Raw genomic sequence first — 24,329 nt, 5'->3', positions numbered from 1 at the left:
GGAAGATGTAATGGCGGTAATCAACGGCTCCAACGGTGCAGATACTCTGGTGGGTACTGCAGGAGATGATCAGATACGCGGGCTTGCAGGCGACGATATCCTGAACGGTGGGGATGGTAATGACCTGCTGATCGGGGGCGCTGGCGCCGACCAATTGATTGGCGGCGCGGGCATCGACACGGTCAGTTACGAAGATGACGTTTCGGGGGCGGGCGTCACCGTCAACCTGAAGACCGGTGTGCACACAGGCCTGGCCTTGGGCGATACGTTCAGCGGCATTGAAGTGATCCGCGGCTCGAACTACAACGACACGTTTGTCGCGAGCACCGGTGCCGATATTTTCGACGGCGCCAATAGCTACGACACCGTGAACTACGCCACCTCCGCCCAATCGGTCAACATCACTGTGGCCGGCACTTCAGGCACGGGTGTGGGCGGCGATGCCCAAGGCGATACGTTCAGCAACATCGAGGCGATTACCGGCTCGGCCTACGATGACGTGTTTACGGCGAACACCCCCAGCAGTGTGACCTTCAATGGTGGCGCGGGTAACGACGTCTACGTCATCAACGGCACCGGATCGATGGGCATCGTTGAGCAGGCAGGCGGCGGCGACGACGAAATTCGTACCAACATAGCCAGTGTGGTGTTGACTGCCGAAGTCGAACGCCTGACCTACACCGGTACAGCCAACTTCACCGGTCGCGGCAACGCGGGCAACAACATCATCACCGGCGGTGTGGGTAATGACCTGCTGATCGGGGGCGCGGGTGCCGACCAACTGATTGGCGGCGCGGGTATCGACACGGTCAGTTACGAAGATGACGTTTCGGGTTCGGGCGTCACCGTCAACCTGAAGACCGGTGTGCACACAGGCCTGGCCCTGGGCGACACGTTCAGCGGCATCGAAGTGATCCGCGGTTCGAACTACAACGACACGTTTGTCGCGAGCACCGGTGCCGATACTTTCGACGGCGCCAATAGCTACGACATCTTGAATTACGCCACCTCCGCCCAGGCGGTCAACATCACTGTGACGGGAACCTCAGGCACGGGTGTGGGTGGCGATGCCCAAGGCGATACGTTCAGCAACATGGAATCGATCGTCGGCACGGCCTACGACGACACCTTCACCGTGACCGCCGGTACGATGACCTTCAGCGGTGGCGCGGGTAACGATGTTTACATCGCAAGCGGGACAGGGGCGATTGGCGTTGTCGAGGCGACCGGTGGTGGCGACGATGAAATCCGTACTAACCAGGCTAGCGCAGCGTTGGGCGCCAACGTTGAGCGCCTGACCTACACCGGCACCGGCAATTTCACCGGTCGCGGTAACGCGGACGCCAACATCATCATCGGTGGTGCAGGCAACGACGTGCTGATTGGCGGCGCGGGTGCTGACCAGTTGATCGGTGGCGCGGGCACTGACACCGTCAGCTATGAGGATGACGTCAGCGGTGCCGGCGTGACCCTGAACCTGAAAACCGGTGTGCATACCGGGCTGGCAGCCGGCGACACCTTTTCCGGCATCGAAGGCTTCCGTGGCTCGGCTTACGGCGACACCTTCGTTGCCAGTGCAGCGGCCGAAACATTTGACGGTTCTGGCGGCAGCGACAAGCTGGATTACTCCGGTTCGGCCCAGGCCATCACCTTGTCTGTTGCCAACGGTGGCGGCACGGGGACGGGCGGCGACGCCCAAGGCGACGTGTTCAGCAACATGGAATCGATCATCGGTACCGCCCAGGCTGACCAATTTACTGTCACCGCCGGAGCGATGACGTTCAGCGGTGGTGCGGGTAACGATGTCTATATCGTGAACGGCACTGGCAGTGTGAGTGCAATCGAAGTGGCTGGCGGTGGCGACGATGAAATCCGCACCAGCCTGGCCAATGGAGCGCTGGGCGCCGAAGTCGAACGCTTGACGTTCACCGGCACCGGCAATTTCACCGGTCGCGGTAACGCGAGCGACAACATCATCACCGCGGGTGCAGGCAACGACGTGCTGATGGGCGGCGCGGGTGCTGACCAGTTGATCGGTGGCGCGGGTACTGACACCGCCAGCTATGAGGATGACTTCAGCGGCGCCGGCGTGACCCTGAACCTGAAAACCGGTGTGCATACCGGGCTGGCTGCAGGCGACACCTTTTCCGGCATCGAAAACTTCCGAGGCTCGGCTTACGGCGACACCTTCGTCGCCAGTGCAGCCGCCGATGTCCTTGATGGCGCCGGGGGCGTCGACAAACTGGATTATTCCAGCTCGGCCCAGGCCATCACCTTGTCTGTTGCCAACGGCGGCGGTACGGGGACGGGCGGAGATGCTCAAGGCGACCTGTTCAGCAACTTCGAGAACATTGTCGGTACCGCTTTCAATGACCAAGTCACTGTCACCTCCGGGTCGATGATGGTCACCGGCGGCGAGGGTAACGATGTTTATATCGTTAACGGCACAGGCATTCTGAATGTCATCGAAACCGCAGGCGGCGGTGACGATGAAATGCGTACCCAGCTCAATAACCAGGCGCTGGCGGCCAACGTCGAACGCCTGACCTTCACCGGCACGGGTAACTTCACCGGCACTGGCAACATGTCCGATAACATCATCACCGGTGGTGCCGGCAATGACATCCTGCGGGGTGGCTATGGTGGCGCCGATCAGTTTATCGGTGGTGCCGGCACGGACACCGTGAGCTACAGCGATTCCAACTACGAAGCGGTCACCATCAACACCAAAACCGGCGTGAACCTCGGTGCCGCTGCCGGTGATACCTATGTCGGTATTGAATTGCTGCAAGGCACGTTGGGCAACGACACCTTCATCAGCGGCGCTGCCGTCGATACCTTCGACGGTTCCAGTGGCACTGACACCGTGGACTACTCCGATTCAACCAGCGCGGTGGACGTGAACTTCCTGACGGGAAAAGGCCTGGGCGGTGATGCGCAGGGCGACAGCTACGCGAACATCGAGCGGGTCATCGGCTCGGCATTCAACGATACCCTGGCGGGTTACAACCCGATTCAAACGCTGGAAGGCGGCGCGGGTAACGACGTCTACATCATCACCAATCAGGGCGCGACAGTGGTCGAACAGGCTGGCGGCGGTGACGACGAAGTGCGTACCCAACTCAATACCCAGGTGCTGGCGGCCAACGTCGAACGCTTGACCTTCACCGGCACGGGTAACTTCACCGGCACCGGCAACATGAGTGACAACATCATCACCGGTGGTGCCGGCAATGACATCTTGCGTGGTGGCTATGGTGGTGCCGATCAGTTCATCGGTGGTGCCGGCGCAGACACCGTGAGCTACAGCGATTCCAACGCCTTTGCCGTGACCATTAACACCAAAACCGGCATCAACCTTGGCGCCGCGGCAGATGACACCTATGTGGGTATCGAAGTCCTGCAAGGCTCGCTGGGCAACGACACCTTCATCAGCGGCGCTGCAGCAGACTCATTCGACGGCTCCAGCGGCACTGACACCGTGGACTACTCCGATTCAAGCAGCGCGGTGGACGTGAACTTCCTGACAGCCAAAGGCCTGGGCGGTGATGCGCAGGGCGACAGCTACGCGAACATCGAGCGCGTCATCGGCTCGGCGTTCAACGATACCCTGACGGGTTATAACCCGATTCAAACCCTTGAGGGCGGAGCCGGCAATGACGTCTACATCATCACCAACCAGGGCGCGACAGTGGTCGAGCAGGTTGGCGGCGGTGACGACGAAGTGCGCACCCAGCTCAACACCCAGGTGCTGGCCAACAACGTCGAGCGCCTGACGTTCGTCGGTACCGGTAACTTCACTGGCACGGGCAACATGGGCGACAACATCATCACCGGTGGTGCCGGCAATGACATCTTGCGCGGTGGCTACGGTGGTGCCGATCAGTTCATCGGTGGTGCCGGCACGGACACCGTGAGCTACAGCGATTCCAACACCTTTGCCGTGACCATCAACACCAAGACCGGCATCAACCTCGGTGCCGCGGCAGATGATACCTACGTGGGTATTGAAGTCCTGCAAGGGACACAGGGCAACGATACGTTCATCAGTGGCGCGGCCGCCGATTCGTTCGACGGCTCCAGCGGCACTGACACCGTGGACTACTCCGATTCAAGCAGCGCGGTGGATGTGAACTTCCTGACGGCCAAAGGCCTGGGTGGCGATGCGCAGGGCGACAGCTACGCGAACATCGAGCGCGTCATCGGCTCGGCGTTCAACGATACGCTGACGGGTTATAACCCGATTCAAACCCTTGAGGGCGGAGCCGGCAATGACGTCTACATCATCACCAATCAGGGCGCGACAGTGGTCGAGCAGGTCAGTGGCGGTGACGATGAAGTGCGTACCCAGCTCAACACTCAGGTGCTGGCCGACAACGTCGAACGCCTGACCTTCACCGGGACCGGTAACTTCACCGGCCGCGGCAATGCCACTGACAACATCATCACCGGCGGCGCAGGCAATGATGTGCTGTCGGGTGGCGACGGTGCGGATCAGCTTATTGGTGGTGCCGGTTATGACACCGTCAGTTATGCCGACAGCAACAACGTGTTGACGATCAGCACCAAGGCGGGTGTCGCGAGTACGGGGTTCGCCGCGGGGGACGTCTACAGCAGTATCGAGCAGATCAACGGTTCGAATTTCAACGATATCTTCGTTGGCGGTGCCGGCGCTGACCGATTTGATGGCGGCACCGGTGTCGACATTCTGAGTTTTGCCTATGAAAGCTCGGGTGTCACCGTCGATCTGAGTGCTCCGCTCGTCAGCGGTGTGGCCGCAGGCGACCTGTATACCGGCATCGAAGCGTTCCAGGGTTCCAATTACGCGGACACCTTCACCGGCAGTGCCTACGCGGTCGAAAGTTTTGTCGGCGGCGCGGGTGCTGACGTCTTGACCGGTGTGGGTCGCGGTGACGCTGCCTGGTACGTGAACAGCTCCGATGCGGTTCAGGTCAATCTGCTGACAGGCGTCGGTACAGGGGGCGATGCGCAAGGGGATGTCCTCAGCGGCATCGATAACCTGGTCGGTTCTGTCTTTGATGACACGCTGACCGGTAATGCCTACGCCAACATGCTGGAAGGTGGTGCCGGTAACGACACCCTTTACGGCGGTGACGGCAACGACATCCTGTACGGCGACAGTTTCACTGTATTGGGGGCGCTGTCGGTAACGTCCTCGGATGCCAACCAGGTCAACATCCTTCATGGTGGTAACGGTGATGATTACCTCATGGGTCCCAACAATGACGTCGGCTCGGTCTATTACGGCGATGCCGGCAATGACAACATCACGGTCCTGTCGGGCGTTGCTGACGGGGGTGACGGCAACGACACCTTGCTGGGTCTGGGACGCGGTTATGAACTGCGGGGTGGCGCAGGTGCCGACAAAATGTACCTGAGCGCCGCGGGTGATGCTTATGGTGGCGAGGGCAGCGATGCGTACTTCGTTTCCTCCAAAACCATGGTCGCTATCTTCGATGACGGCACCACCGGTGTGGATACCGTCACCCTGAAAAACATCCAGAGCCTGAGCGATGTCCGGGTGGTCAAGAATGACCTGGGCGCCTACATCTTCAATGCCGCCGACCTGCAAAGTGGCAACCTGGACTCTGGGGTTTTCCTGAAGGACTGGTATGCCGGGTCCAACACCATCGAGACGTTCGTGACCAACAACGGAGACTCGTTCACCGTTCCGGTTTAAGCGTCGCAACGTGACGCCAACCTCCATCGACGTTTGATGGAGGTTGGCGATGTAAGACAGCAACGGCAAAGCCTGCAATCGGGGTTTTGCCGTTTTTTTGTGCTCGTGTTTTTTCCAGGCAAAAGAAAACCCCCGACAATCCAGAGGACTGATCGGGGGTTATCCAGGTAAGCGCCTTTCAGCGCTCACCGGCTCAGCTTATTGGCAAGCTTCGCAATCCGGCTCGTCGATGGCGCAAGCCTTCGGCACTGGAGCAGGGCCGGCAGGAGCAGCCAGGACCGAATCTTCACCGTGGTTGCCGCCGCTGGAAACAGCGTTCAGCTTGCCGGTGTTGATGGTCGACTTCTCGGTGCTGGTCGCGGCCAGGGCACGGAGGTAGTAAGTGGTTTTCAGACCACGGTACCAGGCCATGCGGTAGGTCACGTCCAGCTTCTTGCCCGAGGCGCCAGCGATGTACAGGTTCAGCGACTGAGCCTGGTCGATCCACTTCTGACGACGGCTTGCCGCGTCAACGATCCACTTGGTGTCCACTTCGAAGGCAGTCGCGTAGAGCTCTTTGAGTTCTTGCGGGATGCGCTCGATCTGTTGCACCGAACCGTCGTAGTACTTCAGGTCGTTGATCATGACCGAGTCCCACAGACCGCGAGCCTTCAGGTCGCGAACCAGGTACGGGTTGATCACGGTGAATTCGCCCGACAGGTTCGATTTCACGTAGAGGTTCTGGTAGGTCGGTTCGATCGACTGCGAGACGCCAGTAATGTTGGCGATGGTCGCGGTCGGTGCGATGGCCATGATGTTGGAGTTACGAATGCCTTTCTGTACACGGGCACGAACCGGTGCCCAGTCCAGGGATTCGTTCAGGTCAACGTCGATGTACTTCTGGCCACGCTGTTCGATCAGGATCTGTTGCGAATCCAGCGGCAGGATGCCTTTGGACCACAGCGAACCCTGGAACGTCTCGTACGCACCGCGCTCGTCGGCCAGGTCGCAGGAAGCCTGGATCGCGTAGTAGCTGACCGCTTCCATCGACTTGTCGGCGAACTCGACGGCAGCGTCGGAACCGTAAGGGATGTGCTGCAGGTACAGCGCGTCCTGGAAGCCCATGATGCCCAGGCCGACCGGACGGTGCTTGAAGTTGGAGTTCTTCGCTTGTGGCACCGAGTAGTAGTTGATGTCGATCACGTTATCGAGCATGCGAACGGCGGTGTTCACGGTGCGTTCCAGCTTGGCGGTGTCCAGCTTGCCGTTGACGATGTGGTTCGGCAGGTTGATCGAGCCCAGGTTGCAAACGGCGATCTCGTCCTTGTTGGTGTTCAAGGTGATCTCGGTGCACAGGTTCGAGCTATGGACCACGCCCACGTGCTGCTGCGGGCTGCGCAGGTTGCACGGGTCTTTGAAGGTCAGCCATGGGTGGCCGGTTTCAAACAGCATGGACAGCATTTTGCGCCACAGGTCTTTGGCCTGGATGGTCTTGAACAGCTTGATCTTGCCTGGGTACTGGGACAGCGCTTCGTAGTACTCGTAACGTTCTTCGAAGGCTTTACCGGTCAGGTCGTGTAGGTCCGGTACTTCGGATGGCGAGAACAGGGTCCACGGGCCGTCATCGAAGACACGCTTCATGAACAGGTCAGGGATCCAGTTGGCGGTGTTCATGTCGTGGGTACGACGACGATCATCACCGGTGTTCTTACGCAGCTCGATGAACTCTTCGATGTCCATGTGCCAGGTTTCCAGGTAGGCACAGACAGCGCCTTTGCGCTTGCCACCCTGGTTAACGGCGACGGCGGTGTCGTTCACCACTTTCAGGAACGGAACAACGCCCTGGGATTTGCCGTTGGTGCCCTTGATGTACGAACCCAATGCACGAACCGGCGTCCAGTCGTTGCCCAGGCCGCCAGCAAATTTCGACAACATGGCGTTGTCGTGGATCGCGTGGTAAATGCCCGACAGGTCATCCGGCACGGTGGTCAGGTAGCAGCTGGACAGCTGTGGACGCAGGGTGCCGGCGTTGAACAGGGTCGGGGTCGACGACATGTAGTCGAAGGACGACAACAGGTTGTAGAACTCGATCGCACGGTCTTCTTTCTGCTTCTCTTCGATCGCCAGGCCCATGGCCACGCGCATGAAGAAGATTTGCGGCAGTTCGAAGCGGATGCCGTCCTTGTGGATGAAGTAACGGTCGTACAGGGTTTGCAGGCCCAGGTAGGTGAACTGCTGATCGCGCTCGTGGTTGATCGCCTTGCCGAGTTTTTCCAGGTCGAAGGTGGCCAGGATCGGGTTGAGCAATTCGAATTCGATACCCTTGGCGATGTACGAAGGCAGGGCCTTGGCGTACAGGTCGACCATTTCGTGGTGAGTCGCGCTTTCGGCAACTTCCAGGAAGCTCAGGCCTTCGGCACGCAGGGTGTCCATCAGCAGGCGGGCGGTCACGAACGAGTAGTTCGGCTCACGCTCGACCAGGGTACGGGCGGTCATCACCAGCGCGGTGTTGACGTCGGTCAGGGCCACGCCGTCGTACAGGTTTTTCAGGGTTTCGCGCTGGATCAGGTCGCCGTCGACTTCTTCCAGGCCTTCGCACGCTTCGGTGACGATGGTGTTCAGGCGGCCCATGTCCAGAGGCGCAAAGGTGCCATCGGCGCGGGTGATGCGGATCGACGGGTGAGCGTTGACCGCTTCCTCGGTCGGTGCGTGGGCAGCGCGTTCTTTCGAACGACCGTCACGGTAGATCACGTAGTCGCGGGCGACTTTCTGCTCGCCGGCACGCATCAGGGCCAGTTCAACCTGGTCCTGGATTTCTTCGATGTGGATGGTGCCGCCCGAAGGCATGCGACGCTTGAAGGTCGCGGTGACTTGTTCGGTCAGGCGTGCAACGGTGTCATGGATTCGCGACGAGGCGGCAGCGGTGCCGCCTTCAACTGCGAGAAACGCTTTGGTGATCGCGACGGTGATCTTGTCATCGGTGTAAGGAACGACAGTGCCGTTACGCTTGATCACGCGCAGTTGGCCAGGCGCGGTGGCGGACAGATCCGAAGTCGAATCAGCCGCCTGCGGCAAGGTGCCCTGCGGGTTCTCGCGAGTTGTGTCGGTTTGCATGGGGGGTTGTCTCCACATTCTCTATGTTTGTTTGGGCACCATCACGGTGCCCACCGTTCCGTCCTGAAGCACTACAACCGGCGGGGGGCCGGGCATACCAACTTCGGGACAGATCAGGAAGGGGGCTGTTGGGCGCCGCTTCCATGCCGAAGTCTTTGGTGTCACGCCTTGGGCCTGAAACCGAATTCCGTTTTGGGTGGCAGTAATTGACTGCAACACCCGTACCGTTATCGCCGTTTGGGGCTCAAAAACAGTAGCCATCCGCACGCGCGGTTTGGTCTTTCGAAAATACGTTTGGTTCAACCGGAAAGAGGCAATAAAAGCGCTTGAAATCGGTATCCGGTTTGTGTTTGGTTTTTGGCGTAAAACCCTACATGTAGGGTTTTTTTGGCGCCGAGGTACAAGATAATGCGTTTTGGGGGGTGTTGCAACGTACTACCTGTGGATAAACCTGTGCGTAAATTGTGTGTGAAACGTGGAACGGGCGTGTAGGCCGCGACCTAGCTGGAGTCGACCGTTTTTCACTGTTTTTCAGCGACCGAAAACAGTCATTCGGATTTTTAAGGGCGCGAACCCTATCACAAAAAACCGGGTTGTCCGAACGCATTTGCCGGCTTGTGTTCTCGGCGTTCGGCGTTTATACAATCGGCCAGTGTGTATGCTTTCTTATCCTCCCCAATCATTACAAAAAGACGGGCGGATCCTTCCTTATTCGTGTTGTTGGCAAGCAGAGGTCACCGTGGAGCAAGAAGCCTGGCAGATATTGATTGTGGAGGACGACCAACGACTGGCCGAACTGACCCGCGATTACCTGGAAGCCAATGGCCTGCGTGTATCGATCGAGGGCAATGGTGCCCTGGCCGCGGCTCGCATCATTAATGAAAAACCGGACCTGGTGATCCTCGACCTGATGCTGCCGGGCGAAGATGGCCTGAGCATCTGCCGCAAGGTCCGCGACAAGTATGACGGCCCGATCCTGATGCTCACCGCCCGCACCGACGACACGGATCAGATTCTTGGCCTCGACCTGGGCGCCGACGATTACGTGTGCAAACCTGTGCGTCCACGCCTGCTGTTGGCGCGCATCCAGGCATTGCTGCGTCGCAGTGAAGCCCCCGAAGTGGCCCCGGAAAAACAACGGCGCCTGCAATTCGGTCCGCTGGTGGTGGACAACGCATTGCGCGAGGCCTGGCTGAATGACAACGGCATCGAACTGACCAGCGCCGAATTTGATCTGCTGTGGCTGCTGGTGGCCAACGCCGGGCGCATCCTGTCCCGGGAAGAGATCTTCACCGCGCTGCGCGGCATCGGCTATGACGGCCAGGATCGCTCCATCGACGTACGCATCTCGCGCATCCGCCCAAAAATTGGCGACGACCCGGATCATCCGCGACTGATCAAAACCATCCGCAGCAAAGGGTATCTGTTCGTTCCGGAAGCCTGCACCCTGTGAACTCGATCTTCCTGCGCATCTACGGCGGCATGTGCGCGGCGCTGATTCTGGTCGCGGTGCTCGGCGTACTGGCGTTGCACTTGCTCAATCAGGTGCGCAGCGAGCAATACCGCGAACGCTTGGCCCACGGCACCTTTTCGCTGATGGCCGACAACCTGCAACCCATGAACGAAACCGAGCGCCACCGGGCCTTGCTGGTATGGGAGCGTTTGCTCGGGATTCCATTGGCGCTGAAAACCTTCGCCCAGACCGACCTCGACCTGACGCAACGCACCCGCGTGCTGCGCGGCCAGGCGCTGGTTGAACAGACCGGCCCGCACGCGGCAAGGGTTTATCGCCTGGTCAGCGACAAGGAGCAACTGGTTCTCACGGGCGAGGTGCAGCAGATCAGCGAGCAATTGGCGCGAGCGACTATTTACCTGCTGGCCGACGAGCTGGTGCGCGTGCCGGTGGCCGAACAGCCCAAGCGTCTGGCGCAGTTGAAACAAGACAAGGGCTTCGGTTTCGACTTGCGGTTGGTCACCGTCGACCAGGCAGACATGGACGAAGACCAGAGCCGCCGGATCTCCGAAGGCGACACGGTGATGGCGCTGGGCAAGGGCGGCGACTCGATTCGCGTGTTTGCCGGCATGGTCGGCACGCCGTGGGTGCTGGAAATCGGCCCGTTGTATCAGATGAATCCTTATCCACCGGAATGGCTGGTGCTGATCGCGGCACTCGGTCTGAGTCTGATCGGTTTGATCGTCTATTTATTAGTGCGACAACTTGAACGCCGCTTGCGTGGCCTCGAAGCCGCTGCCACGCGTATCGCCAAGGGCAGTCTGGAAACTCGCGTCCCGGCACGCGGTGCGGACTCGGTGGGGCGTCTGGCCTCGGCGTTCAATGGCATGGCCGAGCACTTGCAGCAGTTGCTGGCGATCCAGCGTGAACTGGTGCGCGCGGTGTCCCACGAATTGCGCACCCCGGTGGCGCGCCTGCGTTTTGGCCTGGAGATGATTGGCTCGGCCACCACGCCGCAGGCCTTGGAGAAATACCGCGAAGGCATGGACCACGACATCGAGGACCTCGACAAGCTGGTGGACGAGATGCTGACCTACGCGCGCCTGGAGCAGGGCTCGCCGGCGCTGAATTTCCAGCGGATCGATCTGGATGCGTTGGTCAATCAAGTGATCGAGGAATTGGCGCCGTTGCGCGCCGAGGTCACGGTGCAGCGCGGGTTGTGCCTGTCAGCGGCCGATTGCGATGACGCCTGGGTCGAGGCCGAGCCACGCTATTTGCATCGGGCGATCCAGAACCTGGTGAGCAATGCCATGCGCCACGCCTCGTCGCGGGTAACCGTCAGTTATCAGGTGGGGCAGCAGCGTTGCCGAGTGGACATCGAAGATGACGGGCCGGGCGTGCCCGAGTCGGCGTGGGAGAAAATCTTCACGCCATTCCTGCGTCTCGATGACAGCCGCACCCGGGCGTCTGGCGGGCATGGGTTAGGGTTGTCGATCGTGCGGCGGATTATTCACTGGCATGACGGGCGGGCGTTGATCAGCAAGAGCAAGAGTCTGGGCGGGGCGTGCTTCAGCCTGAGTTGGCCGAGGAATCAGGAAAAGCGGTGAAATGTGTGGTGAATGTTCCATCGCCTTCGCGGGCAAGTCGGATCGCCGCACCGCTCGATCCTACAGGGTTCGCGTAGTTCCCTGTAGGAGCGAGGCTTGCCCGCGAAGAGGCCCGAACCGACACTAAAGATCTCAGGCCTTGATACTGACCAGACTCAACAACTGCCCATCCACCACCCCAAACTGCGCATCCAGCTCAGTGCCGTTGCGCCATTCACTGGACAGGTCCGTCAGCAATCGCAACCGCACTTCGCCCGCCTCGGTCCATTCCAACACCTCGGCATGTTCAAAATAGAACCGCTGCTGAACAATCGGATACAGCGCCTTGAACAGACTTTCCTTCACCGAAAACGTCAGCGTCACCAGCATCGCCAGCTGATCACGAGGGGCCGCCGCCATGCGCTGCAACTCTTGCGGGGTGAGGATTTCCCCGGCCAGGCGTTCGGCCCGTTCAGGGTTGAGCAGGTTTTCCAGGTCCATCCCCAAACCACGCCAATCGGCTTTCTTCGCCACAATCGCCGCAGCCCGGCCGGTGCTGTGGGTGATGGAGCCGCTGATATGCGCGGGCCACACCGGGGCCCGGTCTTCACCGATGGCCGGGGTAAAACTCAGCCCCTCCAACTGTTGCAACGCCGCCCGGGCACAGACCCGGCCGGCCAGAAACTCGGCCTGACGCTTGGCGACCGAACGCTGAATGCTCGCCGGCGGCTCGATGGCGCTGCGCTGGAAATCATCGCTGGCCAGTTGCGAGGTGTCGAAGTGCGTGCTCAACAGCACCGTATCGGGCAGCACAAACGGCAGCGGCCAATGGGCATCAAGCGGGGTGCAGCAGACGGGTAGGGCGGGGGCGGGATTCATGTCGGGCATTTTGCCGGGTTGCCTTCGGGCTGGGTAGTGGCAACCGCTTTTGTGGCGAGGGAGCTTGCTCCCGCTCGGCTGCGCAGCAGTCGTAAGTCAAAGTCATCAAAACAGCCAAGTCGATTTGATTCAGCTCAGGTTCAGAGTGCGTTCAGGGGGAGTTCAGGGGTGGTTGCGTAACCTTGCCCCGTACCCAAAAAGCAAATAGCGCATGAGGAAACTCCCCAATGACTAACTTCAAAAAACTGCTTCTGGCCTTCACCGTCCTGGGCGCAAGCACCGCGGCTTTCGCTTCCGACGACAATTTCGCCAGCCTTACTCTTGGGCAGACCAGCGACAAGGTCAAAAAGTCCCACGCCCTGAACGACAACCTCAACAGCCCGAACGCCGACGGCGTGATCGGCAAGGACACCACCTGGGGTGTGCGTCTGGGCCAGCAAAACAGCCAGGGTCGCTACTACGCCACTTACGACAACGTGTCGGGCTCGCACAATGGCATTAAACTGCGTCAGGAAAACCTGTTGGGCAGCTACGATCTGTTCTACCCGGTGGGCGGCAGCACCAAACTGTTCGGCGGTGCCACGGCCGGCCTGACCAAAATGACTCAGGAGTCCCCGGGTTTCAGCCGCGACAGCAACATCGGTTACGCCGTCGGCGGCCAGGTTGGCGTATTGCAGCAAGTGTCGCAAAACACCTCGGTCGAGATGGGTTACCGCTACCTGCGCAGCAACGCCAGCACCGAGATGAGCGAGCGCGGTGGCAGCAAACAGGGTTCGCTGGACCTGACCAGCAGCGCCCAGACGTACCTGTCGGCGAACTACGCTTTCTGATAAAGAGATGCGCGATGCCGGTCAGTTAAACGCAATCCCTGTGGGAGCGGGCTTGCCCGCGATAGCGGCGGCACATTCACTATTAATGTGTCAGCCAGATCGCTATCGCGGGCAAGTCGGATCGCCGCACCGCCGCTCCCACAGGGTTCTGCTGTGTGACTGAGAACTGAGCTGCTGGAGATAACGATTTGCCTAGGAGAGCGTTATGAAACTGCTGGTCGTCGAAGATGAAGCGCTGTTGCGCCATCACCTGCAAACCCGCCTGACGGACAGCGGCCACGTGGTCGAGTCCGTGGCCAACGCCGAGGAGGCGCTGTACCAGACCGAGCAGTTCAACCACGACCTGGCGGTGATCGACCTCGGCCTGCCGGGCATGAGCGGGCTCGACTTGATCCGCCAACTGCGCTCGCGCGGCAAGACCTTCCCGATCCTGATCCTTACCGCGCGCGGCAACTGGCAGGACAAGGTCGAAGGCCTCGCCGCCGGTGCCGACGATTACGTGGTCAAGCCTTTCCAGTTCGAAGAACTCGATGCGCGCCTGAATGCCTTGCTGCGCCGCTCCAGCGGTTTCACCCAGTCGACCATCGTCGCCGGGCCGTTGATGCTGGACCTGAACCGCAAACAGGCGTCCCTTGATGAACAACCGCTGGCGCTGACCGCGTACGAGTACCGAATTCTCGAGTACCTGATGCGGCATCACCAGCAAGTGGTGGCCAAGGACCGCTTGATGGAACAGCTCTACCCGGACGATGACGAGCGCGATCCCAATGTCATCGAAGTGCTGGTCGGCCGTCTGCGCCGCAAACTCGAAGGCCCGGCCGGTTTCAAACCGATCGACACCGTGCGTGGCCTCGGCTACCTGTTCAATGAGCGCTGCACTTGATTCGTTCTCTTCGCGTCCGGTTGATGCTTGCCGCCACCATTCTGGCGGTGCTGTTCATGCTGGCCTTGCTGCCAGCGATGCAGGGCGCGTTCAGCCTGGCGTTGCAGGATTCCATCGAGCAGCGCCTGGCATCGGACGTCACCACGCTGATCTCCGCTGCACGGGTGGAAAACAACTCCCTGCAGATGCCGGCGCAGTTGCCCGATGAACGCTTTAACCTGACCGACAGCCGCTTGGTCGGCTACATCTATGACCGCGAAGGTCACCTGGTGTGGCGCTCGAAGGCCACCCGCGAAGAGAAGATCAACTACAAACCGCGTTACGACGGACGCGGCAACGAATTCGCGCGCATTCGCGAGGCCGACGGTCAGGAATTCTTCGTCTATGACGTCGAAGTCAAACTGCTCGGCGGCAAAAGCGCGGCGTTCAGCATTGTTGCCCTGCAACCGGTGCGCGAATACGAAGTCACCCTCGAAGGCCTGCGCGAAAACCTCTACCTCGGTTTTGGCGCCGCATTGCTGGTGCTGCTGGCGCTGCTGTGGATCGGCCTGACCTGGGGGTTGCAGGCCTTGCGCCGACTCAGTCAGGAACTCGACGAAATCGAAAGCGGCGCCCGCGAAAGCCTCAGCGAACAACACCCACGCGAACTGCTGCGCCTGACCGGCTCCCTCAACCGCTTGCTGCACAGCGAACGCGAACAGCGCAGCCGCTACCGCGATTCCCTCGACGACCTGGCCCACAGCCTGAAAACCCCGCTGACCGTACTGCAAGGTGTCAGCGAAGACATGGCCCAACGCCCGGAAAACCGCGATCAGGCCTGGGTGCTGCAAACCCAGATCGAACGCATGAGCCAGCAGATCGGCTATCAACTGCAACGCGCCAGCCTGCGCAAAAGCGGTCTGGTGCGCCACCAGGTGCGCCTGCAACCGGTGCTGCAAAGCCTCTGCGACACGCTGGACAAGGTCTACCGCGACAAGCGCGTGCGCGTCGCTTTCGATCTGCCGGATCAGTGTTACGTGCCGATCGAGCAGGGCGCCTTGTTGGAAATGATGGGTAACCTGCTGGAAAACGCCTATCGCCTGTGCCTGAGCGAAGTGCGCATCAGCGTGCGCGAAACCCTGAGCGGCGTTGAGTTGTGTGTTGAAGATGACGGGCCGGGCGTACCGCCGGATCAGCGGGCGCGGATTCTGCAAAGAGGCGAGCGGCTGGATCGACAGCACCCGGGGCAGGGGATCGGGTTGGCGGTGGTCAAGGACATCATCGAGAGCTATAGCGCGAAGCTGACACTCGGGGATTCGTCGATGGGCGGGGCGGCGTTCCGGATTCATTTCCCGGTGGTTTGATTCCATATTTGATGGTGTTCTTGCGGGCCTCATCGCGGGCAAGCCCGCTCCCACAGGGGGATATGTCGTCCACGAATATTGTGTTCAGACTCGAAACCTGTGGGAGCGGGCTTGCCCGCGATGAGGTCGGCCCATTCACTACAAAGCGTGCAGGCAAGGTCGATAAACAGCGCTGTTTAAAACACATCTCCAGACACTCACTCAGGCTACACATCCTTGCGCCGCTGCCTACGACTACGCCAGAATCCGCCGGCTTGTGCGCCTGGGACGTGGGCTCTATCGTTTCTGGGTCGCTGACGAATCAGCGATCGGGTTTAGCAGCCCGGGTTTCTCTAGACGCACAACGTCCGTCGTTCATGTCATGGCGGCTTTGCGTGGGGCACTTCGGTGCGCCGGGTTCTAGAGTCCTGGTCTGCTAACCCGCGTACAGCCGCCACCTCTTTTTCGTTTAGCAGCGATGTGTTGCGGCTCCATGACTCTAGGAGCTTCATATGTTCAAGATCACACCCAACCCACCAGAAACCGACGACGTTTCGCCCTACGATTCCACCGACTCCAAAAAGCTCAACGAAGCCGCCGACCGCGCCCTCGATTACTACCTCAAACCGGTCATTCCCAAAGACACGCCACGTAAACCCAGCACGATCTACTTCGTCGGGCCCGACACCGATAACGAAACCTTGCTGGTCAACGCCTGTGAGACTTTGGCGTCAGCGAGTGTGATGTTGAGTGATTTCGCGGGGCAGCTGGATGGCCCGCAGCGCCACACCCTGCTCGGCATCCAGCACTCCGTCATGTTGGGTGAGCTGGCGGTGAATCGGATGCTGGACAGGCTTGATCCGCCGTAGTCGTTTGGTTAAGTAGACCGCGTCATCGTTCAATCGCGAGCAGGCTCGCTCCCACAGGAGATCTTCAGTGAATACATAATGTGCGTTCACACCGATCAAAATGTGGGAGTGAGCCTGCTCGCGATGGGGCCAGTCAATTCAACCCAAAATCAGTTCTCTTGGGCGCGATAGGCCCCAGGCGTCAACCCGGTCCACTTCTTGAACGCCCGATGAAACGCCGAAGGCTCGGAAAACCCCAACTGCTCGGCAATCTGCTGCAACGACAGATCCGCACGCCCCAAATGATAAATCGCGATGTCCCGGCGCAACTGATCCTTCAACTCCTGAAAACTCGACCCTTCTTCCCGCAAGTGCCGGCGCAAGGTCTGCGGGCTGATATGCAGGTGCGCGGCCACCGCTTCGAGGTCTGGCCAGCGGGAACTGTCGCGGCTGAGCAAACGGCGCAGCTGGCTGCTCAGACTGTCGCCGTCATCCGGGCGCGAAAGCAGGTTGGCCGGGGAGTGTTGGAGGAAATGTTTGAGGGTGCGTTCGTCCTGCAACAGGGGCATGTCCAGGTAGCGGCTGTGAAACAGCAGGCTGCTCTGCTCCGTGGAAAACACCAGGGGGCAGGGGAACAGTAAGTCGTATTCGGCGCCGTGCTCGGGCTTCGGATAACTGAACGTCGCCTGTTCCAGCCGAATGCGCTGGCCGATCAGCCAGCTGCCGAGGCGATGCCACACCATCAGCTGGCTTTCGGTGAGGAAATGGTCCGGGTCCTGGAACTTCGAATCATCGAGGCTCAGGCGGATCATTTCGTCTTCGCGGGTGAGGGTCAGGCGCGGACCCTCGGGGAACAGGCTGTAAAACAATAAGCCGCGATGTAGAGCCTTATCGAGGTTCCGGCAGTGGATCACGGCGTGGCACATCATCGCGAAGGTGCCGGTTTTACTGGGTGTCGGCCCGAAACCGAGGTACTCGTCGTCGAGTGCAAGCCACAACTCCTGGATCAATCGCGTGAACTGCTCCGGCGCAATCCGCGCACGCGGCTCCTCCAGCAATTCGGGGCTGATGCCCAGTTGTTGCAGCAGATTTGAATAGTCATAACCCAGCCGGCGCGCGCCACCGAGGACGGCACGGGCGAAATGACTGGCGATGGTGCGCTCTCGCATAGCAGGCAGGTCCGACCCATTGAACGACGGATGGTAGCCGCCGGCCTGGATGTTGAACAGGCGGATATCCGCCAAATTGTAGGACGAGGTCTGGAGGATGGGCGGATATCCGCCACATTGTTGTAACCCGTCAGTGGCAAGGCTGAACCTGTAACCCTTGATGTCAAAAGGCTCGCAGGCATTTTTTCAAAGGTGGCACGGGCCTTGCGATACAACGAGCAGATGCCTGCCGCTGCGCAGCTCGACAAAACAAATCCCTCCAGTGCAGGAGGGTTCGCAAATGAGGTGTCGTTGACAACAGATGGATGTTGTCGCGGGACGCTCTTGAGGAACTTTGCAATGACGACTCGTCAGCCACTGTACAAATCCCTGTATTTCCAGGTGATCGTTGCTATTGCCATCGGCATCCTGCTCGGTCACTTCTACCCGCAGACCGGTGTGGCCCTCAAGCCGCTGGGTGACGGGTTCATCAAACTGATCAAAATGGTCATCGCGCCAATCATCTTCTGTACGGTCGTCAGTGGTATCGCCGGCATGCAGAACATGAAGTCGGTCGGCAAGACCGGCGGTTATGCGCTGCTGTACTTCGAAATCGTTTCCACCCTTGCCTTGCTGATCGGTCTGGTCGTGGTCAACGTCGTGCAACCGGGCGCCGGCATGCACATCGACGTGACGACCCTGGACACCAGCAAAATCGCTGGCTTCATCTCGGCCGGTAAAGACCAGAGCATCATCGCCTTTGTCCTCAACGTGATCCCGAACACCATCGTCGGCGCCTTCGCCAACGGCGATATCCTGCAAGTGCTGATGTTCTCGGTGATTTTCGGTTTCGCCCTGCATCGCCTGGGTGCGTACGGCAAGCCGGTGCTGGACTTCATTGATCGCTTTGCTCACGTGATGTTCAACATCATCAACATGATCATGAAGCTCGCCCCGGTCGGTGCCTTCGGTGCAATGGCCTTCACCATTGGTGCTTACGGCGTAGGCTCGCTGGTGCAACTCGGTCAGCTGATGATCTGCTTCTACATCACCTGCATCCTGTTTGTGGTTCTGGTACTGGGCGCCATCTGCCGCGCGCACGGTTTCAGCGTACTCAAGCTGATCCGCTACATCCGTGAAGAACTGCTGATCGTACTGGGCACTTCGTCGTCGGAATCGGCTCTGCCACGCATGCTGATCAAAATGGAACGCCTGGGTGCGGATAAATCGGTAGTGGGTCTGGTGATCCCGACTGGTTACTCCTTCAACCTCGACGGTACTTCGATCTACCTGACCATGGCTGCTGTGTTTATCGCTCAGGCGACTGATACGCCGATGGACCTCACTCACCAGATCACCTTGCTGCTGGTGCTGCTGTTGTCCTCCAAAGGTGCGGCAGGTGTGACCGGTAGTGGTTTCATCGTGCTGGCAGCCACTCTGTCGGCCGTGGGTACTCTGCCGGTGGCCGGCCTGGCGCTGATCCTCGGTATCGACCGCTTCATGTCCGAAGCCCGTGCGCTGACCAACCTCGTTGGTAACGCTGTTGCGACCTTGGTCGTGGCCAAGTGGGTGAAAGAGCTGGATGAAGACAAGCTGCAAGTCGAGCTGGCTTCTGGCGGTCGCGGTATCTCCGACGAGCGTGAAGTAGACGACCTGGGTGTGGCCGAAGGCCCAACCCCAACCAACGTCAAATAAGACGGCTGCACTGAATAAACCCGCTTCGGCGGGTTTTTTCATGCCCGGGATTTGAGCGCAACGGTCACAGCTGCTGACACTTCAGGTGATTGCTGCAATTCGTTTGCCTGCCTAGGCTGGAAGCATCGTTCACGGAGGTCGCTCATGCCCGGTCCACTGGCATCACTCAAGGTTCTGGATTTCTCGACACTGCTGCCTGGGCCTTTTGCCTCGTTGTTGCTGGCAGACATGGGCGCGGAAGTCTTGCGCATCGAATCGCCGACCCGCATGGATTTGCTGCGGGTCTTGCCGCCGCACGATCACGGGGTGTCGGCCAGTCATGCTTACCTCAATCGCAACAAGCGCAGCTTGGCGCTGGACCTCAAGCAGCCCGAAGCGCTGGAGGTGATCAAACAGTTGCTGGCGGACCACGACATCGTGCTGGAGCAGTTTCGCCCCGGTGTGATGGAACGCCTGGGCCTGGGTTATGACGCCTTGAAGGTGATCAATCCGCGGTTGATCTACGTGTCGATCACCGGTTATGGCCAGACCGGCCCCTACAAGGACCGCGCCGGCCACGACATCAACTACCTGGCGCTGGCGGGGCTGGCGAGCTACACCGGCCGCACCGAGAGTGGGCCGTTGCCGCTGGGCATGCAGGTGGCGGATGTCGCCGGCGGCTCGCTGCACGGCGTGATCGGGTTGTTGGCGGCGGTGATCGCCCGGCAGCACAGCGGGGTGGGGCAGCATCTGGATGTGAGCATGACCGATTGCGCCTTCAGCCTGAACGCCATGGCCGGCGCCGGGTATCTTGCCTGTGGCGTGGAGCCGGGGACGGAGGATCAGATGCTCAATGGCGGCAGCTTCTACGACTATTACTGTTCACGGGACGGACGTTGGTTATCGGTGGGCAGTCTGGAGCCAGTCTTCATGCAGCAACTGTGTACGGCGCTGGGGCGGCCGGAACTGGCGTCCAAGGGCCTGTCGCCCAAACCCGCCGAGCAACAGGCGCTGAAGAATGAGTTGAAAGCCGAATTCGAGAAGCATGACTTTGTGCAGCTGTGCGAGTTGTTTGCCGGGGTGGATGCGTGTGTCGAGCCGGTTTTGAGTCTGGGCGAGGCGGTGCAGCATCCGCAGTTGCAGGCGCGGGAGTTGGTAGCAGAAGTACCGCGGTGGGATGGTTCTACGCAGTCGCAAATGGCCTGTCCGTTGAAATTTTCTGAGGGGTTGCCGGAGCCGCGGCATATCGGCGCGGCGCTGGGGCAGCATACGGATCAGGTGTTGGGGGAGTTGGGGTTCAGTGCTGAGCGGATCGAGGAATTGCGCCGTGCCAAGGTGATTCTCTAGTGCCTGTCAGGCCGCCATCGCCAGCAGGCTGGCTCCCACAATGGATCTGTGGCGTATCGATGATCCCCTGTGGGAGCCAGCCTGCTGGCGATGAGGCCAGACCAGACACCCCAAATCCTGTTATTCGACCCGCATCTCCCCACTAAACACCAACGTACTCCGGCACCGCCGACACAAATACCGCCGACCCTGCCGCACCAGACCATGGCGCTGCGCCGAAAACGGGAAATCGCTGTCGACACACGGGCATTTGTAGATGTAGCGGGTCACGCTGCGGCGTTTGACGTCGTAGGTGTGGCAACGATTGGGCGGCAGTTCGTACACGCCACGCATGATCAATTGCCACTCTTCACCGTGCGGCTGAATGCGGTCGCCAAACAGTTGATGGGCGATGAGGTGCGCCACTTCGTGGGCCACGGTCTGCTTGAGGAAGTCTTCGGTGTTTTCCCGGTACAGCTGCGGATTGAAGCGCAGCAGGTTCTCGTGCAAATGCGCGACACCGGCTTTTTGACCGCGCAGCTTGAGGCTCACCACGGGGCGTTTGAAAGTTCGTTTGAAAAAGGATTCGGCTAATTGGTAACAGTCTTCGACGCGGGTATTGAGTTGCTCGGGCATGCTTGATGGATCTCCAGAGACGTCGAGTATGCCGCAACGCCGGGGCCTTGCGAATCGCCGAGGCGCCGAATGGTCATTACCCCTCACGCATTAGAAGGCCGCCTTGCGGCGGCCTGTGTTGGCAGATCTAGTTTTTCGATGGTGTGTTGCTAATTGGTATAGACCGGCCCCACGCCGAGTCCCCAGACAATCACTGTAAACGCCATGATGGCAACCAGCACCACCAGGCCTACGGCAAGCACCGAACTGGAAAACAGGAAGCCCTCGTCTGATGGAATGTTCATGAAAGTGGGTAGCCCCACATACAGTAAATACACCGTGTAGCAGATGGCCGCCGTTCCGACGACCATCCCCAGCCACATGTGTGGGTACAGCGCCGCCAGACCGCCGATGAACAGCGGGGTCGCGGTATAGGTCGCAAATGCAACGCAGCGGGCCAGACTTGGATTGGCGTCATAGGTACGGGCCATCCAGTGGATGAATGCGCCCATGACCGCGACACCGCCGAGCATCGCCAGGTACGACATGATCGTCATCCATAGCGCGCTTTCCTGAGTCAACATCACCGGCGCCCGGCTGCCGATGACCCAGCCGACCTGAGTGGTGCCGATAAACGCCGACACAGCGGGGATCGCCGCCAGAATCAGCGTGTGGGTCAGGTACATGTGGCTGATGCTTTCCTCTTGGTCGCCACGGATTTCTTTCCATTCCTGGTCGGGGTGGGTGAAGAGCCCCACTACGTGATGGATCATGCCAGTCACTCCTCTTGTTTTTACCGTCGCCCCCCAGTGGAGCGCCTACAGGCCAAAGTGGCCAAGTAAGTAATAGGTCTGACTATGTGTGCGACCTTATGTCGCAGTATAGAAAGGTCTTAACGACGCGGGTTGCAGGGCGTTAGAGCAAATTGCGCTGTAAACACCCCTGTTAATCGCCGTAGGGTCTGTTGGGTCAGAGGAGAGGGCATACGCGACCTGTAGCAGCTGGCGAAGCCTGCGTTCGGCGGCGAAGCCGTCGTAATACCATGCACCTCGGTGTGTCAGGCGAACCGCGTAGCCCGCATTGACGACGGCTTCGCCGCCGAACGCAGGCTTCGCCAGCTGCTACAAAGATTGCGTCGGCGCATAATTCCTTTGGGTATCCGGCTTTCGCCAAGTACTTCGCCGACGATGGGTTTTTGCGTAAAATGCCGGCCTTTCGTCACACCTCACGGATTTCGCGTCATGGGCACTCTCACGGTCAACCAGAACAAACTGCAAAAGCGCCTTCGCCGCCAGGCGGGTGAGGCTGTTGCCGATTTCAACATGATTGAAGACGGCGACAAGGTCATGGTTTGCCTGTCCGGTGGCAAGGACAGCTACACCCTGCTCGACGTGCTCTTGCACTTGCAGAAGGTCGCTCCGATCAAGTTCGAGATCGTGGCCGTGAACATGGACCAGAAACAACCAGGCTTCCCTGAACACGTGCTGCCGGCCTACCTCAAAGAGCTGGGCATCGAGTACCACATTGTCGAGAAAGACACCTACTCAGTGGTCAAGGAGCTGATCCCGGAAGGCAAGACCACCTGCTCGCTGTGCTCGCGCCTGCGCCGCGGCACGCTCTACACCTTTGCCGACGAAATCGGCGCGACCAAAATGGCCCTCGGTCACCACCGCGACGACATCGTCGAGACGTTCTTCCTCAATATGTTCTTCAACGGTTCGCTCAAGGCCATGCCGCCCAAACTGCGTGCCGACGACGGCCGCAACGTGGTGATTCGCCCGCTGGCGTATTGCAACGAAAAAGACATCCAGGCCTATTCGGACTTCAAGCAATTCCCGATCATCCCGTGCAACCTCTGCGGTTCTCAGGAAAACCTGCAACGTCAGGTGGTCAAGGACATGCTGCAAGAGTGGGAGCGCAAGACCCCGGGCCGTACCGAAAGCATTTTCCGCAGCTTGCAGAACGTACAACCGTCGCAACTGGCGGACCGTAATCTGTTCGACTTCACCAGCCTCAAGATCGACGAAACGGCGGCTTCGCGGTTCGTCAATGTCGTCAACCTCTAAACACAATCACTGTGGGAGCCAGCCTGCTGGCGATGGCGGTGGGTCAGACACATCATTGTTGACTGACTCACCGCCATCGCCAGCAGGCTGGCTCCCACAGGGGTCTATTCATTTATTCATCAGGAGAGGGCATGCGCGATTACAAGTGGCTGCACGAATACTGTCTGAACCGCTTCGGCTCGGCAGCTGAACTGGAAGCCCATCTGCCCGTTCCCAAGACCCCGGCGCAATTGCGCAAGATCAGCGACGACCGCTACCTCTCGACCATGGCGCTGCGCGTGTTCCGCGCCGGGCTCAAGCACAGCCTGGTGGACGCCAAGTGGCCGTCGTTCGAAGAGGTGTTCTTCAAGTTCGACCCGGAAAAAGTCGTGTTGATGAGCGCCGAACACCTTGAACGCCTGATGCAGGACGCGCGGATCATCCGTCACCTGGGCAAGCTCAAGAGCGTGCCGCGCAATGCGCAGTTCATTTTGGACGAGGCACATGAGAGGGGCAGTTTCGGCGCGTTGATCGCCGATTGGCCGGTGACGGATATCGTCGGGCTGTGGACGTACCTGAAAAAGCGCGGGCATCAATTGGGCGGGTTGTCGGCGCCGCGCTTCTTGCGCATGGTCGGCAAGGATACGTTTGTGCCGAGTTACGACGTGGTCGCGGGGTTGAATGCGCAGAAGATCGTCGACAAGGTACCGACCAGTCTTCGGGACCTGGCGTTGGTGCAGGATGTGTTCAACCAGTGGCATGAACAGAGTGGCGGGCGGCCGATGAGCCAGATTTCGATGATGCTCGCGTATACCGTCAACCATTGAGACCGAGTCGCGGCAATCGCCAGCAGGCTGGCTCCCACATTGGATCTGTGGCGTACACAAATCCCCTGTGGGAGCTAGCCTGCTAGCGATTGCAATCTA

General features: G+C 59.8%; 16 protein-coding genes. 11 read left to right on the top strand and 5 right to left on the bottom strand.

All coding sequences use genetic code 11. The features are described from left to right. The first annotated feature begins 10 nt into the window (after positions 1 to 10). The gene (locus tag ACYZT6_RS19530) at positions 11 to 5,701 is read left to right on the top strand and encodes a hypothetical protein (RefSeq protein ID WP_462028274.1); all 5,691 of its coding nucleotides are present in this window, start codon (positions 11 to 13) and stop codon (positions 5,699 to 5,701) included. Positions 5,702 to 5,899: 198 nt separating this feature from the next. Here the strand turns inward: ACYZT6_RS19530 and ACYZT6_RS19525 are convergent, their stop codons facing one another. Continuing rightward, on the bottom strand, positions 5,900 to 8,794 hold the full coding sequence (locus ACYZT6_RS19525) for a ribonucleoside-diphosphate reductase subunit alpha (RefSeq protein ID WP_462028273.1): 2,895 nt from the start codon (positions 8,792 to 8,794) through the stop codon (positions 5,900 to 5,902). Positions 8,795 to 9,533: 739 nt separating this feature from the next. Between ACYZT6_RS19525 and ACYZT6_RS19520 the strand changes: the two genes are divergently transcribed. Next, complete coding sequence (locus tag ACYZT6_RS19520) at positions 9,534 to 10,247, top strand: response regulator (RefSeq protein WP_131060275.1); 714 nt, start codon at positions 9,534 to 9,536, stop codon at positions 10,245 to 10,247. Then, entirely contained in the window at positions 10,244 to 11,854 is a 1,611-nt protein-coding gene (locus ACYZT6_RS19515) for an ATP-binding protein (protein WP_462028272.1), read from the top strand. Before ACYZT6_RS19520 ends, ACYZT6_RS19515 begins: the two co-directional genes overlap by 4 nt. A 132-nt stretch (positions 11,855 to 11,986) precedes the next feature. Here ACYZT6_RS19515 and ACYZT6_RS19510 read toward each other — a convergent pair whose 3' ends face one another. Next, entirely contained in the window at positions 11,987 to 12,712 is a 726-nt protein-coding gene (locus ACYZT6_RS19510) for a 4'-phosphopantetheinyl transferase family protein (protein ID WP_462028271.1), read from the bottom strand. A gap of 227 nt (positions 12,713 to 12,939) precedes the next feature. On the opposite strand from ACYZT6_RS19510, the gene ACYZT6_RS19505 reads away from it, so the two are divergent. From ACYZT6_RS19505 to ACYZT6_RS19490, 4 genes are all read left to right on the top strand, one after another. Then, the gene (locus ACYZT6_RS19505; RefSeq protein ID WP_462028270.1) at positions 12,940 to 13,542 is read left to right on the top strand and encodes a hypothetical protein; all 603 of its coding nucleotides are present in this window, start codon (positions 12,940 to 12,942) and stop codon (positions 13,540 to 13,542) included. A gap of 205 nt (positions 13,543 to 13,747) precedes the next feature. After that, complete coding sequence (locus ACYZT6_RS19500; protein WP_462028269.1) at positions 13,748 to 14,425, top strand: response regulator; 678 nt, start codon at positions 13,748 to 13,750, stop codon at positions 14,423 to 14,425. Beyond that, the gene (locus ACYZT6_RS19495) at positions 14,422 to 15,768 is read left to right on the top strand and encodes an ATP-binding protein (RefSeq protein WP_462028268.1); all 1,347 of its coding nucleotides are present in this window, start codon (positions 14,422 to 14,424) and stop codon (positions 15,766 to 15,768) included. Before ACYZT6_RS19500 ends, ACYZT6_RS19495 begins: the two co-directional genes overlap by 4 nt. Before the next feature lie 491 nt (positions 15,769 to 16,259). Then, positions 16,260 to 16,616: a DUF6124 family protein gene (locus ACYZT6_RS19490; protein WP_462028267.1), complete on the top strand. Its 357-nt coding sequence runs from the start codon at positions 16,260 to 16,262 to the stop codon at positions 16,614 to 16,616. Positions 16,617 to 16,765: 149 nt separating this feature from the next. On the opposite strand, the gene ACYZT6_RS19485 is transcribed toward ACYZT6_RS19490, so the two are convergent. Next, entirely contained in the window at positions 16,766 to 17,764 is a 999-nt protein-coding gene (locus ACYZT6_RS19485; RefSeq protein WP_462029982.1) for an AraC family transcriptional regulator, read from the bottom strand. Positions 17,765 to 18,103: 339 nt separating this feature from the next. Here ACYZT6_RS19485 and ACYZT6_RS19480 point away from each other — a divergent pair, with 339 nt between their 5' ends. Both ACYZT6_RS19480 and ACYZT6_RS19475 read left to right on the top strand, forming a co-directional pair. Then, positions 18,104 to 19,438, top strand: a complete 1,335-nt coding sequence (locus ACYZT6_RS19480; protein ID WP_462028266.1) for a dicarboxylate/amino acid:cation symporter — start codon at positions 18,104 to 18,106, stop codon at positions 19,436 to 19,438. Between the two features lie 144 nt (positions 19,439 to 19,582). After that, on the top strand, positions 19,583 to 20,764 hold the full coding sequence (locus ACYZT6_RS19475; RefSeq protein WP_462028265.1) for a CaiB/BaiF CoA transferase family protein: 1,182 nt from the start codon (positions 19,583 to 19,585) through the stop codon (positions 20,762 to 20,764). Positions 20,765 to 20,884: 120 nt separating this feature from the next. Here the strand turns inward: ACYZT6_RS19475 and ACYZT6_RS19470 are convergent, their stop codons facing one another. After that, positions 20,885 to 21,379: a SprT family zinc-dependent metalloprotease gene (locus tag ACYZT6_RS19470; protein WP_010457127.1), complete on the bottom strand. Its 495-nt coding sequence runs from the start codon at positions 21,377 to 21,379 to the stop codon at positions 20,885 to 20,887. A gap of 149 nt (positions 21,380 to 21,528) precedes the next feature. After that, a complete protein-coding gene (locus ACYZT6_RS19465) occupies positions 21,529 to 22,131 on the bottom strand; it encodes a Yip1 family protein (protein ID WP_462028264.1) in 603 nt (200 codons plus the stop codon). 468 nt (positions 22,132 to 22,599) lie between these two features. On the opposite strand from ACYZT6_RS19465, the gene ttcA reads away from it, so the two are divergent. Then, the gene (gene ttcA, locus ACYZT6_RS19460; RefSeq protein WP_462028263.1) at positions 22,600 to 23,424 is read left to right on the top strand and encodes a tRNA 2-thiocytidine(32) synthetase TtcA; all 825 of its coding nucleotides are present in this window, start codon (positions 22,600 to 22,602) and stop codon (positions 23,422 to 23,424) included. Between the two features lie 131 nt (positions 23,425 to 23,555). After that, entirely contained in the window at positions 23,556 to 24,230 is a 675-nt protein-coding gene (locus ACYZT6_RS19455; RefSeq protein WP_462028262.1) for a DNA-3-methyladenine glycosylase I, read from the top strand. Positions 24,231 to 24,329: the final 99 nt, after the last annotated feature.

The organism is Pseudomonas sp. RT6P73, from assembly GCF_054897715.1.
This window is presented reverse-complemented; position numbering and strand designations above follow the sequence as displayed.

Coding starts and splice junctions, on each gene's coding strand:
- ACYZT6_RS19455 (WP_462028262.1), top strand. CDS start 23,556: ATGCGCGATTACAAGTGGCTGCACGAATACTGTCTGAACCGCTTCGGC.
- ACYZT6_RS19480 (WP_462028266.1), top strand. CDS start 18,104: ATGACGACTCGTCAGCCACTGTACAAATCCCTGTATTTCCAGGTGATC.
- ACYZT6_RS19470 (WP_010457127.1), bottom strand. CDS start 21,379: ATGCCCGAGCAACTCAATACCCGCGTCGAAGACTGTTACCAATTAGCC.
- ACYZT6_RS19475 (WP_462028265.1), top strand. CDS start 19,583: ATGCCCGGTCCACTGGCATCACTCAAGGTTCTGGATTTCTCGACACTG.
- ttcA (WP_462028263.1), top strand. CDS start 22,600: ATGGGCACTCTCACGGTCAACCAGAACAAACTGCAAAAGCGCCTTCGC.
- ACYZT6_RS19500 (WP_462028269.1), top strand. CDS start 13,748: ATGAAACTGCTGGTCGTCGAAGATGAAGCGCTGTTGCGCCATCACCTG.
- ACYZT6_RS19465 (WP_462028264.1), bottom strand. CDS start 22,131: ATGATCCATCACGTAGTGGGGCTCTTCACCCACCCCGACCAGGAATGG.
- ACYZT6_RS19485 (WP_462029982.1), bottom strand. CDS start 17,764: ATGCGAGAGCGCACCATCGCCAGTCATTTCGCCCGTGCCGTCCTCGGT.
- ACYZT6_RS19490 (WP_462028267.1), top strand. CDS start 16,260: ATGTTCAAGATCACACCCAACCCACCAGAAACCGACGACGTTTCGCCC.
- ACYZT6_RS19505 (WP_462028270.1), top strand. CDS start 12,940: ATGACTAACTTCAAAAAACTGCTTCTGGCCTTCACCGTCCTGGGCGCA.
- ACYZT6_RS19510 (WP_462028271.1), bottom strand. CDS start 12,712: ATGAATCCCGCCCCCGCCCTACCCGTCTGCTGCACCCCGCTTGATGCC.
- ACYZT6_RS19530 (WP_462028274.1), top strand. CDS start 11: ATGGCGGTAATCAACGGCTCCAACGGTGCAGATACTCTGGTGGGTACT.
- ACYZT6_RS19525 (WP_462028273.1), bottom strand. CDS start 8,794: ATGCAAACCGACACAACTCGCGAGAACCCGCAGGGCACCTTGCCGCAG.